Origin of the sequence: Paenibacillus ottowii, from assembly GCF_006874425.1 — a bacterium.
In the GTDB taxonomy this organism is placed as follows: Bacteria; Bacillota; Bacilli; order Paenibacillales; family Paenibacillaceae; genus Paenibacillus; species Paenibacillus ottowii.
The window spans coordinates 320,419-334,001 of sequence record NZ_VIJZ01000003.1; the positions used below are offsets into that span (position 1 = coordinate 320,419).

The window sequence follows — 13,583 nt, forward strand, 5'->3', positions numbered from 1 at the left end:
TCTACAATTTATCGTTCATCTCTATACTCATAATCTTCCACTTGCCTGATTGCTTTTCTAACGTAAAAACAAGTCCCTTGTCTTTTTTCTCTTCACTTGAATTACTTCTTACTAAAAAGATCCGCTGATTAGCCTCATTAGCAATCTCTTTTATGTTCAGATCTAATCCCGTATAGTCCATAGCCGAAAAATCTATGATATCTTCAAAATGATTTTTCGGGCTTGCTGACAACGCAGTGAATTCCGCCATTTCAGGCAAGTGTATCAAGAAGCGATTCATAAGATAATAATCTTCCAAATAATTTTGGATAATATCTTTAGGAACCGTGGGATATACAAATTTTTTATTTTTATTTTCATATAGGACTTTTGTTTTTTCGGGTCCGGTGCTGTCGAATTTATGATATGTTATTATCGTATGTTGTTGAGTATCCTGAAAACGGTAGTAACTCACATCCTCATAAACACCATCTTTATTAATATCCTCCAGCTTCCTGATTCCTTGCCCTGTTGCTTCTGGATAATTGTAATTCAGACTGTTAATTCGATTATGATCCAAAGCAAAAATAGAGAAACCTTCGGCCTCATCCACTTCGCTAGTGGAATATACTACGATAAACTTTTGTTCTGTTTGATCCAGCTTCATGATCTTCATGTCTGTATTAAGATGGGCAACTATAATTGGGTCCTCTAATTTACCAATGATGTGATAGCCAGCATCCTCCCGGACTACAAATACGTTGTCAATCACCCCTTTTTCTAACCCAAAAGCAAGCACGTATTCCGGCTTTCCATCAAGGTCCAAATCTTCTCTTAGCATTTTCTGAAGCTGCTCATTTGGGGGTTGGATTTCCTTTATAAACTGATCTAATGTGTTAGAATCTGCGACGTAATTTCCATTTCTTTTATTTTTCGGATTTACATTATTGCTAATTCGATCTTGTTTTTGAGCAGCAGACTCTGGCTCAGTCTCAACTTTTTGCCCTATCACTTGAGTGCTTGGTTTCGTGGGGGCAACTGCCTGCTGCTTCTCATTCGTAGATTTTTCGGAACATCCATTTAGTAGCAGGGCGATTAACATGATTAAAAGTAGTATTATATTTTGTTTTATAAAGTTCATTTCAAAAAAAGCTCCCTTTTCGCATTACCTATTGCACGTTTATCCGTTGTTTGCTTACGTATTGAATGACATTTTGAAGTGTTCGGTTATGTCCAGTTTGATTGATACTCTTATCCAATTCAGGGAGGGTAGTGTATGTGTTATCTTTTTTCTGAAAGTAAATCCCTGCGACAGGCAGTGTCTCTATTCCGTGTGCATTAACTCCGGTGATATAATCAGCAATAATAACAATATCCGTACGTCCATCCTGATTCAAATCCTTAAAACTTACTGCTTTGATCCTATCAATCATTTTACCGTTGTTACCATAAAATTCGGGAAATTCGTACAGGATCTTGTTTTCCACATTTTTGTCACTGTTAACTTCCAAAAAAAACTTTGCTTGAATCAGATCATTCGTATCCTCATCTTTTAAAGTGGATATAAACTTTACTTCTCCCCATCCATTAAGAGTGGTGGTAAATGATTGTTCTCTCTGAATAGTATATGGTTCTAGATCAGGGTCGGGCTGAGCATCCTCTTCTACGTAATCACCACTACGTTGCTGCTTAACAGATTTTTCCATGTTATATTCAATAAAAATATTATTTACTTTCTCTGTTTTAGTATCCCAATTAATACTCAAATGTTGGCCATCTTTGGAGTAAATTACATTACCATTCTTCACAATACTTGGTTGTCCGTAAAGTTGTAGTACTTCGCCAAGTGTATCACCAATCTTCAATCCTCTTTTTGTTTCAAACTTGGGATTTTCCAAGCTCACGGCTACTAGATAGCTTTCACCATCAACCTGTTCCTCCCCTTCAAATTCGATCTTAGATAGAACTACAAATCGAATTTCTGAATCTTCATAGTTAGGATAAGATAAGTTCCATCTTCTGTAGATTCCATTCCCACTAATATATCCTCGATTGAAGCTATCGTATCCCTCACTGTAACCCCACTTATGGATAAGTTCTTTAATATCCGTATTCTTATCAATCTTATGTGATCGATATGAGACTTCAAAGTCGTCGTCCTGAAGGGACTTTGGATCGGCAGATACAACATTTTTGGCTTTGTCTGTTCTTTTCTCTGGATAGTAGCTAGTGCTTTCTTGCTTTGCTTTAGCAGTAGCTGTTTTCCCATTGTTATAAGTATTGATGTCTGAAAGACTGCATGCGGTTACTCCTAAAGCCAAAAAAATCAATATAATAAAATAACCGTAACTTAGCTTGTACACTTCGTTTCCTCTTTTCGAGTTTTAACTTATCGTTCCCCCGTTACCGTCCACTCTCCATTTCCATGACCCCCACTATCTTGGGCATTTTGAAGTGCTTTGAAGGTAATAGCAGGAAGTTTTATACCTTCTGCGCTAGCAATATTTTGAGCTGTGCTTTTACTCATACTTGATAGATATAAGTCATAATTATCGGCCTCTTTATTACTTAGTTTGTTATAAATGGATCTTACATCCTCTCCCCATGTACCGTGACCGGCATACGGCCCATAATCTACTCTTTTCGAGTTCATTCTTACAATCGGTGTTTTCCAACTGCAGTATTGGTATATATCACCTTTACCTTTAATCCCCTCCAAATTGTTGTTTTTAACTACAACTCGTCTAAATTCCTCACCATAGTAAATATATCCCAATACTTTGCCAAATATTAAATTATGTGCCTTCACCAAATCCTTTGCATAATTAGTCTCGACACCATGCTGACCATCGGCTGCTCGATTTGTACTACTCGTATTGAAGCTTCCCGTCCCTTCCTGAATAATAATAGCTAACAAAAGACGTGGGTCAATCTGAATATGATACGTTTCTTGTATGCTTTTTGTAGCTTCCCACAAACTGTGCAGCTTTTCCTGATTCCATTTCTGCCTAGTAAATTTTTTTGAACTCTTTTTGAAATATTTCTCAGCTATAGAACTGCCGTTATACTGGAATTCAGCAGGTATCCATTTTCCAGCCGGAGTCTTTACATTCGTTTTTGTAGCTTCATCTTTCGATTCGGTGGTAACAGGTACTTCCGGTGGTGCTTTAGTACTCGTATCGATCAAACCTAGTTTCTCGCGAATAGCTCGTCCCGCTTTCTCAGCAGCTAACTTTTCCATGATATCTCCACTTGCCTCTGCAGTCATCCAACGAACGGTTTCTTTTTGCATTTGCTCTTGAGCCCATTTGGGGAACGTAGCCATTTCACGTAATTTGCTTCGCAGCCCCTCTGCCAACTTTTGCGCTTTACGCATACCAACCTCGTCACCATTGGCTTGAGCAATATACCAATCTTCTTTGTATTTACGCATCCAGGTCTGGGCCCAGTCGGGGTAATTTAGTTTTTGTTTTTTCTGTTCTGCTGCAAGATCAAATGTCTGTGCTTTCCTGTGTGCATTAGCAGTTGTTAAAGCTTTCAACATAGGAGTTGCACCAAACGTTGGCTCTTTCCATTTCATATGTCTTCTCCTTTGTTAGGAATGCTAGAAAAGTCGTAGATCAGATATACATGTATCCTGATATTTCGTTCCACGTTCAACCGATAAAATAGTAAGTTTAATAAATGAGGTATAAATGGGTTCTTTAAAATTCTGGCGTGCGTTAAATTCATTTAATACCAGAGAGGAACCGTCTGAGAATTGCAACTTTAGTTTCTGAACTCGATTGTTTTCCCGATAACTTTTTTCAGACTTAGCATATCCATTAATAATTTGGATGCCATTTACCTTTTGTAAAGAGCCCAGATCTAATACAATTGTTTCTCCTTCCGCGTTGCCCTTCACGCCTTCACACCATGCAGTAGCTTTATTCCCATCCACCAGATTTTTGGCATCATAAGACTGGCTACCTTCACTTGATAGAGTGGATGAAGCCTTGATTTGATGCACTTTTATTTCACTTTCATATTTAGAAAAGTCATTAGCGGTATAAAACCACTGCACAGGTGTTACCATATTTCCATCAATTGTAGTGATGGGTGCAGCCTTACTTTCAAAGCCTGTGTTTATATTCAGTTTATAATTGGACGGTGAGTCTAACTTTTCAAACCATAACTTCGACCCATCGCGAGACATTAAAGGTCGCTCCATCCCTTTGCCTAAAAAGCGCTTCTCTCCATTACTTACATTTAACAGGTACGTTTTAGTTACTGACATAGAATCAAAGGAATAGATTATTTTATCTTTCTGAACCCATTGGTTAACTATCGCCATACCAGAATCTATATGGATTTTCTTAAGGATTTTATAATTTGATATATCAAGAATGACAATATTCTGCTGGCTGTCGGTAAAACAAAATTGGGTACTATCCGGTGAAAATTGTCCTTGATAAATATCATCTATATCTATAGAACTTGCATCTAATTGAATAGCTGTTGATTGATTAGTTAACGTGTCATATATATACGCTCCATCCTTATCCTCATATAAATACTTAGTTAAATCAGGGGAAATTACTGGGCGGTTATAAGGTAGCCTGAATTCATTTGCTTTCTTACCCGAATCTAGATCATAAATCTGTATTATTAATTTCGCTTCTTCAAATAAATCTAATACGAATGCGATTTGACTCCCATCTTCTTGGATTCTCCCTACCTCTACATAGGAATTTCGATATTTCTCTTTATCCTTCTTTGACTGTAGGAGACTAACCAGTTTCTCGGCACTTAAGAACCGTTCGACTTTTGCCCCTTCCAGCTGAACTAAATATGTTACAGGATCTTCTTTGCCTTCTTCTTCCGTTAAAACCCACTCATTCTTTTCATTCTCTTTAGCAAGTTCCGCTTTATCACTTTTATTAGATAATGCCACCGTTTCTGAAACTACACCTTCCGTTTTCGAAGAAAAGGAATTGGGGCCTTTTGCAGAAGCATTACATGCTGATAATACTATTAAAAAAATAATGACTAATATGTTTTGGAATATCTTCACTTAGATCCTATCCCTCCGATCAAGAATAGCTAGGCCTTTTATAGGATTAGGTTTTTCGTTCAATGAATTTTTCACCACGCCTACTGAACTCAGAAATTTTATATACTCGTCTTTATGGATCGTTATACAAGCTGTCGAAGTCGGCCTACCTTTAGTATCCGTATTATAGCCTTTGTGTATATTTACCCCCTCTGCTATGGTATCCTTTTTTTGGTTTCCTTTGGTTGCCGGAACTGCTGCGCCATCCCGAATACGCAAAGCAGGATAGGAACGCTGATGCAATCCTCCTACAAACTCATACACTCCATCTTTAACCGTCTTATCCTTGCTCTCATAATCAGGAAGTGTGCTGGTATTTTTGCTTGTGTACTTAATCTCACCGTCTATCACCACAATAGCCATCGCTCCATACCGACCTTCTGGATGATCCAATTGTTTGTGACTATAAGAACCATCTCCTTCAAAGAAAAACACAAGGGGTGCGTTACGGTTCGAGGAAAATTTCTTTTTAATAATGCTGTTATTCGTGTAATCGTTTATTCTGTACAGAGCTCGAGCCTGATTACCTTTTATACCCTTACTACTTATATAGTTTTCAATCGTTTTCACCGCTACCAATCCATCTTTATAATCATTAGGATCAAGTGGCTTCGGTTCTTCCTTCGTTGGCTTTTCAGGAGTAGTCGGCGGCTTCTTGCCCGGCTCCGTTTTCGTTGTTTTCGTTGTTGTCGTTGGAACTGTTGGCGTTGCAGCCTTATTCACCTTAGGCCATGGAAGAATCCCATTGGCTACTTGATGCAGGTATACGGCCAGCACATCACGACCATATCCCTTATTTTCTAGGCCGTATTTTTTCGCAAAATCATGCAGCGCAGCGTTAAGCTCCTTATCCCAATCGCCTGTAGTTGGTAGCTTGTACGAGAAGCTGTCTGGATACTTCTTGGCAAGCTTGTTCAAATTATCTCTGGCAAGCAGGCTGTTCACACCATACTTGCTACGCAGGGCAGCCGCTTCCTTAGCAATAGCCTTTTGATCGGCGATGGTCAACTTATGGGCCGCATCTGCGTATTGTCCGGACAGCTCCTCCAGCCGATTCGCATCCTGATAGGATTTGGCTGAATGCCCACGAATCAGCTCGTTGATTAGCACGTTGTCACGCAGTTGGTTGGCGAGAAGATGCATCTGCTTTTGCTTGGTTTTATCGTTGGCGCTGTGCGCTTCCCACCACTGGGACGTGTATTCATGCATTTGCACTCTGGCCCAGGCAGGCATACGATCTATTTCTGCCACCTGTTGGCGCAATTGCTTGGCCTTAGCTGCTGCTTCCTTGGCTCCCTTTTTATCCCCTGCTGCCACGGCTTTGTAGTAGTCCGTTTTATATTGCAAAAGCAAATTCTGCACCCATTGCGGATACCCTTTTCCCTTCAATTCTTGAACCAGAGATTTATAGGCTTTCAGTTCGGCATCAGGCACCTGACTTTTCATAAACTTACTAGCCTTGATATGAAGTGTTCCATCGGTTCGGATATAGCTGGTTTTGCAAGTTAGAGATATTTCGCGCGTAGCGTTCATTTGTACTTTTTTGCCGTGCAGCACCAGGTCTGTATCGGCGTGAAAGGTGAGATCATGGTGACTATACACGTGAATACCGGATGCAGGGTTTAAGCGTACAAGTATTTTTTCTTTCTGGGTGGAGAGGGCTAATTCCTTATCATCGAATCTCGCCACTTTTTGTGTTTTGGTATGGAACAGCTTTCTTGACGGCTGGCTGATTTCATCTCCTTTGTAGTCTCTCTTACGTAGGGATTGAACTACACGAGCTTCCTTTTCATTGTTGGATGGAAAATACAAATGGACATGATCCCCCAGCTCAGGCATGCAATGCCAACCGATCCCATCACCGGTATACATGGTGGGATAAGAGAACCAGCACCCTCCGACTTTGGGCTGTATAGAATCCACGGACAAGTGAAGTTTAACGGATTCGTTTTCACTATTTAAATCAATAACTTTCCCTTCAATAGAGGTACCTTTAATAAACTGATTATGTATAACCTCCCTCGGAATACCCTCTTCTGGAACGAGAACATAGTCATAGGTCATAATACCTTGCTTCATCTCTGCATGAACCTGATCAATAACCCAATGCTTCCGTCGAAACAAGACTACATCTCCAAGTTCAAAACGTTTCGTATCCTCCACTTCAGCATATGTATACCGGGGGCCTGACTTTGTTTTTTGGAGGGAAAAGTTAATGCTGCGTAGTTCACCTTTCACCTGTTCTTTCGAGGTACCTAACCATAATCTCGGGTATACGGATGTAATCTCGGCAATCAACCCAGAGTGTAGATGAGAGGCCATTCTTTTCAGAAACTCCCAATCACTCTCCCCATACTGAATAGTAAAGCCGCCGAGCTTTTGATCGCTGTCTGTCAGGTCAATAAAATCGCCATGTGGATAGGTATCTATAAGTTCCCGAAACAATTGATAATACGTCAAGTTCCCGTTTTGAAAAGAACGATTTTTCCGTTGTCGATCCAGTATATATGTAAAAGAGGCCGCCTCTATGTACATGTGATATACACCATTTTTAAATCCAATGCTAATATTGGTGACGATTCCTTTAAAAATGCTCACTGTCCCTTGATCTTCATCTATCTCGTATACCTCTAGCACATCTTCATCATGCGCTAAACCATCATACTTAGCATGGTCCTCATCCGGTATGAGAGCAGTGATGTACACTTTGCCGTGCTCATTTACCTTCTGTGTCAATTGAATATCCAGTAGCCGGACGATTTCATACGGTGCATTTACTCTAATATTGCCATAAGTCAGCACAGTTCCAGCCAGTCCCATCTTCTTCCCCCCGTTTGCTCTTCACGTGATGCAAATCCTTGTAAGCTGCTAGCTATTCCTGCCCATCTGTCATGAATGAAATTTTGCCACACCACATGCATAAATTCGTAGAGCAGCTCATCAGGGCAGGAGATTGATCTACGTATACATCTCTTTTTCCATTCAACCAAGGCATAGATACACTCGGTTTGCAGGGCTGAGGAATGATTTTTCCAGAATTACCTTTGTTAGCAGAAGAAACAACAGGATTATGCATACTACGGCACATTCCGAAAGATGAGATATGCGTCTGCGGGTGAAAATCCTGAATATTTCCTTGCAACTTATCACCAATACTAATCCCTCTGTTAGCCGAAACACTAAACCTGCCCGAATGACTTCCATAGGTACACTGTATCTGTGCTCCATCCACTATATAGCTCTCACTCATTCTCGGATTCCCCTTTATATAAACGGACTCTCTGTTTCGACCTTATGTAATTTCATCCCTGTCAGATTAAACTTCAACATGCATTCAGCCACATCTAAATCTACAATGATATGCTGATCGGCATGCTGAACCCTGAAAATCTTATGATTCTCCAATGCATGTGCATCTAAGACGATTTTCCTTAATGTGCCGTCTCTATGATATTCACTAAGTGGTGATAAACACCTCAAGCTAGGCGGCTGAGTCAGCCAATACCTCGTTTGCTGCATTCGCTGCATATCGGCAAAAACAACCAGCTTCCAGCTTAACCCGGCTTGATATATATCAAATATCTCCTTTAGTTGTTCAGAAACGATGGGTACTGGATGCTCTATAAAATCAATATAGTCCGCATCGCCTGATACATAAAATTGCAAAATAGACTCTTCATCAGTACACGATGAGCTGTCTGCCCATTCCAATAGCTGCCTGCGATTCATTTCTATTGGATATGTATACTCTGTAATACGATTATCCTGTTGAATCATGTAGTACTCCATAAGCTGTTGAATACACCGCCTCACTGATTCCTTTATACTCCCCTATTCTTATTTCCAAATCGTTCTCGCATTTCAACGCCTCGAATTCAGGAAGTTGTACAGCCTGCTGCATAGCGTCCTTGGCTAATTTCAGAATATACTGATGAAATTCCCACGCAGCCTGAAGTACAAATCGCTCGACATCCGGCTGAATAACCTTATTCATATAAGGTTTTCGAAGCTGACTCAATTCATCCTCCAGTTCTGCCAACAGTCCGAACGCCCAGCCTGCATCATAGGTTCCACGATAAGGTAGAGGATCAAAGTACCAGTTCGCACCATAGACCTCAATGACATAGTTATAAATGCGCTCCCTTAGATACGTGCGCCTCATAGAATAGGTAATGTATCCAATTGTTGTCTTGTGCGCTTCTGCAGAATTGGCTTGTAAGCAAATCGATTGAAAAGATTGGATAAAAGAGAAGATAAGTTCCTCTTTTCTATGCTCATACAAGACCGCTACCTGACGTAATTTCTCATGCAACATATCTTCTGCATAGGTCTTATGGAAGTGATCTAGGGCTTCCCGTCTATTCATAATCCCACCTCTGAACCTATTATATAGAATATTTACATGATATTACTGGTTCCATCCTCCTATTTTATTACACAATTTTCATATCATGAGATTACATATGAATTTATGAAAACAGAATGAAAACAATCATAGTTTTTCGTGAATGTGTAATAATACAAACAAAAACCTTCCCTGAAAGGCTAGCATTCGGCCTACGACATGAAGTTTTGTGCAAACGAATAGGTAATTGGAAGTAGTTAGACTCAGGTTTATAACGAAATAATGATGTATAATTAAGGATACGCTCCAACAATACATTCAGAGAAACAGGAATGGGGTACACAAACTATTAGAGTTTTGATCACCACCACTTTGCATCAAGATTGGAGACATATGACTACTTCACCTACAGGTTTTTATAATAGTATTCAAGAGGCTACCACGCATGTCATTGATGTGTTGAGTGATATTTTACATGTTAATACCATTTTTATTGCCGCTAATGACGGGGTTACCAATGTAATTGTAGATTCATTTAACCGGGAAGAAGTGCTGGTTCGTAATGGAGAGGAGCTTCCTTTTGAGCTTAGCTATTGCAGTCTGGTGCTGAACCATTCCGCGGATCACCTCACCATTTCGGAAACGTCTACTCATCCGCAAACACGTGATTTAGATGTGACTAAAACCATTGGAAATCACTCATTTACGGGAATACCCATACGTATGAAAAATGGCCAGGGGTATGGAACCATTTGTATTTTGGATGCGCCATCTGCACAATTGACTGAAACAGAAATGAAGGCTCTCAAGGCTATGGCTGTATTTCTGGGTTATGTGGTTGAACTGGAAAAAGACAAGATCGATGCAGAAGCTTCTTCCATGAGCAAGCTGGATTTGATTTCTTCCCTGAGTAACAAAATTCGTTTTTCGCTCACTGAAATATGGGGAGCTACGGATCTAATGATGACCACGGAGTTAACAGAGGAACAACAGCAATATATGAGTATTATGGAAGCAAGCAGTCGCTCGCTCATGATGCTGTTAAATAATATTTTGGATTACAGCAAAATTGAATCCGGGCAAGTCGATGATATTGAAGATCCATTTGATCTGAGAATGATGATGGAAAATGTGTTGAGCTTGTACACAGAAGTAGCTGCGCAACGGAATCTGGAATTGAGGTTGGATTGGAATCTTGCCAGCTCGCCTATTTTTATCGGGGATGAGGCTAAAATTCGCCGTATGCTGATTAATTTGGTAGATAATGCAGTGAAATTTACAAGCACGGGATCAGTCACCTTATCTGCAAATACCCAGTCCGTGACCGATGCGCCTGAGGCTAAATTGGAAGTAAGGGTAAAGGATACGGGGATTGGTATATCTCCAAATCAACTAAAAATGTGGCTGGAGCATGACTTCGGGCCCTCTCCCTCCTATGGTAATCCCGGCTTGGGTTGGCAGATTATTAAACAGTTGTTGAAACGAATGAATGGTACAATGACAGGGGTTAGCGAACCTGGTAGCGGGACGGAGATCAAGCTCCAGTTCACTCTGAAAATATACCAGGAGTCAGCCTGAAACAGCAGTAGGTTTGCAATCATATGGGGCGCAGATTATAGTAATAAAGCCCGTGACGGATAACGTCACGGGCTTTAGCTATGAATACATACTAAACAGTATGATCACTTTAGGCCACACGCCTGTAAGCCATTGGACTTAATAACGTTTGGGAGCAGCCAGCTTGGCCAAATCCGCCATATACGTAAAGAAGGCTTCCGGGTCTGTATCATATACCAGGTTCACGGGGCGTCCATCCGCCTGTTCCACCGTTCTGCCCTGACTTGGGCCTTCTGCAATAACGCTGCAATGCACCGTCTTTTTCTTGACAATGTCCGGGCGTCCTACAGATGCAGTGGTCAGTACATCCCACAGGTAATAGGTTGAGTTTGTCTCGCTATACACGAGCGGAGGACATCCTGCGTAGCAATTGCCCAGGAAATCAATGCCCTCATATCGGCGCTCGGCAGCCCAACGATTGCGTACTGCTGGGGTTAAAGGCACTTTGCTTGTGCTTTCCAACGCCACCAGATCAATGGTGATGCCGCTTTGCCATACCCGATAGGCCGCTTCCGGGTCCCAGAACACATTCCACTCTGCGGTACCGTCATGCTCCGGCTCCTCTACATTCCCTTTTTCAAAGGTGCCGCCCATCCATACCAGCTTTTCAATCTTGGCTTCAATATCCGGTGCTTCATCCAGCGCACGAGCAAGGTCGGTTAGCGGTCCAGTGAATAGCAACAACGTTTTGCCTTCAGCTCCGCGTACCTTTTCGATCAGATGCTGATGAGCTGGCAGAGATGAAAGCGGCGCTTCCATTCGTCCTGATTCATTCAGCACGGGTAATGCATCTACATAAAAGGAGTGTAAACGCCAAGCGGCAGGAAACGGATTTTTACCGCGTGAATTAGACTTGGCGACTTCAACAGGGCCTTTAGATTGTCCAAAACGATCAATAATTTTGCGGCTGGCATCCGTCGCTGGCTCCAGGTAACCATCTGCTGGGATAACCGATACTCCGGTCAAATGAACCTGCTCCATCTGAAGCAGCATAAACAGGGATACTAGATCATCCACTCCACCATCATGATTAAAATAAACGTTTGTCTGACTCATCTGTCTCTTCCTTCCTTTATCCCCGTAAAACAGGCTTGTTCTTATCGGCAACCATCCTTCATTATGCCTGATCGCTCTACAGGAGTAAATGTGCGATAGCGCCTGGATGAGGGATTTTTTTGTTGGCTCCATGCTTAATAAAGGTAGAAATGTGTGTAATAACAGGGTAGAATCATAGGTCATAATCGGAATCGTATGAAGGAGAGATGCATATGACAGCCCGAACCCTAGAAGAGTTGGAACAGATCCGCAAAGAGTGCAAATCCATGGTAATGAAAAGAGCGGCAGCTTCAGGAGGAGCTGTATTGGTCCCAATTCCGGGGGCTGACGTTCTTGCTGATGTCGGCATTTTGATGCAGCTACTGCCTGCCATTAATGAAAAATTCGGATTATCCGAGCAGCAGCTGGATGGTCTGGATGCGGAAACCAAGTCGATGGTGTATGGCTTTATCACTTCAGCCGGCAGCAAGCTGATCGGGCGACTCATCACCCGAGAAGCGATCGTGAAGATTTTGCAGAAAATGGGCATTCGAATCGCCACCAAGCAGGTCAGCAAGTTTGTCCCCCTACTGGGACAGGGACTAGCCGCAGCGATTGGTTTTACTGCGATGCGGACTATTGGCAATCGGCATGTCGATGATTGCTACGAAGTGGCCAAACGTCTGCTGGAGCAGCAAACAGCCGCAGATACGGCACGTAACTGGACGGTACCACAGCAACCTCTAGAACCCGTAGGAGTTAACCATTTGCCAAATCAGAATCTGGACGCAGCGATTCCGCTACTACCGGCTTCCCATAAAGATTAAACTTTCAGATTTAGTATTCTTCCACTTCTCAGCACGGGGTAACACAGGTCAGAACGCTCCTGTATCTCCGTGCTTTTAGCCATCCACCTTGGCCCCATAAGAACGTGCCACTGCTACGGCCTGCTCGATATCCAGCTTGGCTCCGGTGATGTTCAGATCTTTAAAATTGACGCCATCCATCTTTGCACCGCGCAGGTCTGTTCCTTGAAGATGGGCTTTGTGCAGCCTGACCTGGGTAAGATCCGCCTCCCGCAAATCTGCCTTTTCCAGATTGCACTCAGATAAGTCCGCTTCTTTGAATCGTATTTTTCGCAAATCCTGTTTTCTTAAATCTGCATGACGTAAGTTCGTATAAGACCAGTCTCCGCCCGTAATCGTAATCCCATCCATATTGGCTCCCGCAAAATCTGAACCTACCAGCTTGCAGTTATCAAACCGAACCACAAACAGGTTCGCGCTGGTGAATAGACAATTGGTAAACGCCGACTCCTTGTAGTGAGATGCATTCAGGATAGCCCCAGTAAAATCACAGTCCACAAAGGTACAGCCTTCTACAAGAGACTCATTCATCTCTACACCCCGAAAGCGACATCGGGTAAACTCGCAATTCCTCCACTCGCCTTCTCTGGCATCCATCGCGCCAAAATCACGGGCTTCATAAACCTCATCTGTATAAAAGAACATATTC

At 41.9% G+C, this 13,583-nt stretch carries 12 protein-coding genes; 2 read left to right on the forward strand and 10 right to left on the reverse strand.

The features are described 5' to 3' along the window. Position 1: 1 nt before the first annotated feature. Genes FKV70_RS08440 through FKV70_RS08475 form a run of 8 tightly spaced genes read right to left on the reverse strand, consistent with a single transcriptional unit; the run spans position 2 to position 9,437 of the window. Positions 2–1,120, reverse strand: coding sequence for a hypothetical protein (locus FKV70_RS08440; RefSeq protein WP_244310690.1), 1,119 nt, complete (start codon positions 1,118–1,120; stop codon positions 2–4). 28 nt (positions 1,121–1,148) lie between these two features. Next, complete coding sequence (locus FKV70_RS08445; protein WP_142612533.1) at positions 1,149–2,342, reverse strand: hypothetical protein; 1,194 nt, start codon at positions 2,340–2,342, stop codon at positions 1,149–1,151. A 26-nt stretch (positions 2,343–2,368) separates the two neighbouring features. Further along, entirely contained in the window at positions 2,369–3,559 is a 1,191-nt protein-coding gene (locus FKV70_RS08450) for a hypothetical protein (protein WP_142612534.1), read from the reverse strand. Between the two features lie 24 nt (positions 3,560–3,583). After that, the gene (locus FKV70_RS08455; protein WP_142612535.1) at positions 3,584–5,032 is read right to left on the reverse strand and encodes a discoidin domain-containing protein; all 1,449 of its coding nucleotides are present in this window, start codon (positions 5,030–5,032) and stop codon (positions 3,584–3,586) included. Further along, the gene (locus tag FKV70_RS08460) at positions 5,033–7,891 is read right to left on the reverse strand and encodes a phage baseplate assembly protein V (protein ID WP_142612536.1); all 2,859 of its coding nucleotides are present in this window, start codon (positions 7,889–7,891) and stop codon (positions 5,033–5,035) included. Between the two features lie 52 nt (positions 7,892–7,943). Further along, positions 7,944–8,321, reverse strand: a complete 378-nt coding sequence (locus FKV70_RS08465; RefSeq protein WP_142612537.1) for a DUF4280 domain-containing protein — start codon at positions 8,319–8,321, stop codon at positions 7,944–7,946. Positions 8,322–8,335: 14 nt separating this feature from the next. Continuing rightward, complete coding sequence (locus FKV70_RS08470; RefSeq protein ID WP_142612538.1) at positions 8,336–8,848, reverse strand: hypothetical protein; 513 nt, start codon at positions 8,846–8,848, stop codon at positions 8,336–8,338. Continuing rightward, complete coding sequence (locus FKV70_RS08475; protein ID WP_142612539.1) at positions 8,832–9,437, reverse strand: hypothetical protein; 606 nt, start codon at positions 9,435–9,437, stop codon at positions 8,832–8,834. Before FKV70_RS08475 ends, FKV70_RS08470 begins: the two co-directional genes overlap by 17 nt. Before the next feature lie 372 nt (positions 9,438–9,809). On the opposite strand from FKV70_RS08475, the gene FKV70_RS08480 reads away from it, so the two are divergent. Continuing rightward, a complete protein-coding gene (locus FKV70_RS08480) occupies positions 9,810–10,994 on the forward strand; it encodes a sensor histidine kinase (protein ID WP_142612540.1) in 1,185 nt (394 codons plus the stop codon). Positions 10,995–11,132: 138 nt separating this feature from the next. On the opposite strand, the gene FKV70_RS08485 is transcribed toward FKV70_RS08480, so the two are convergent. After that, a complete protein-coding gene (locus FKV70_RS08485; protein WP_063207086.1) occupies positions 11,133–12,089 on the reverse strand; it encodes a nucleoside hydrolase in 957 nt (318 codons plus the stop codon). Positions 12,090–12,301: 212 nt separating this feature from the next. Between FKV70_RS08485 and FKV70_RS08490 the strand changes: the two genes are divergently transcribed. Further along, complete coding sequence (locus FKV70_RS08490) at positions 12,302–12,895, forward strand: hypothetical protein (protein WP_142612541.1); 594 nt, start codon at positions 12,302–12,304, stop codon at positions 12,893–12,895. Between the two features lie 75 nt (positions 12,896–12,970). On the opposite strand, the gene FKV70_RS08495 is transcribed toward FKV70_RS08490, so the two are convergent. Continuing rightward, positions 12,971–13,579 (reverse strand): pentapeptide repeat-containing protein, encoded by a 609-nt coding sequence (locus tag FKV70_RS08495; protein WP_142612542.1) that lies wholly within the window; start codon positions 13,577–13,579, stop codon positions 12,971–12,973. Between the last annotated feature and the right edge of the window lie 4 nt (positions 13,580–13,583).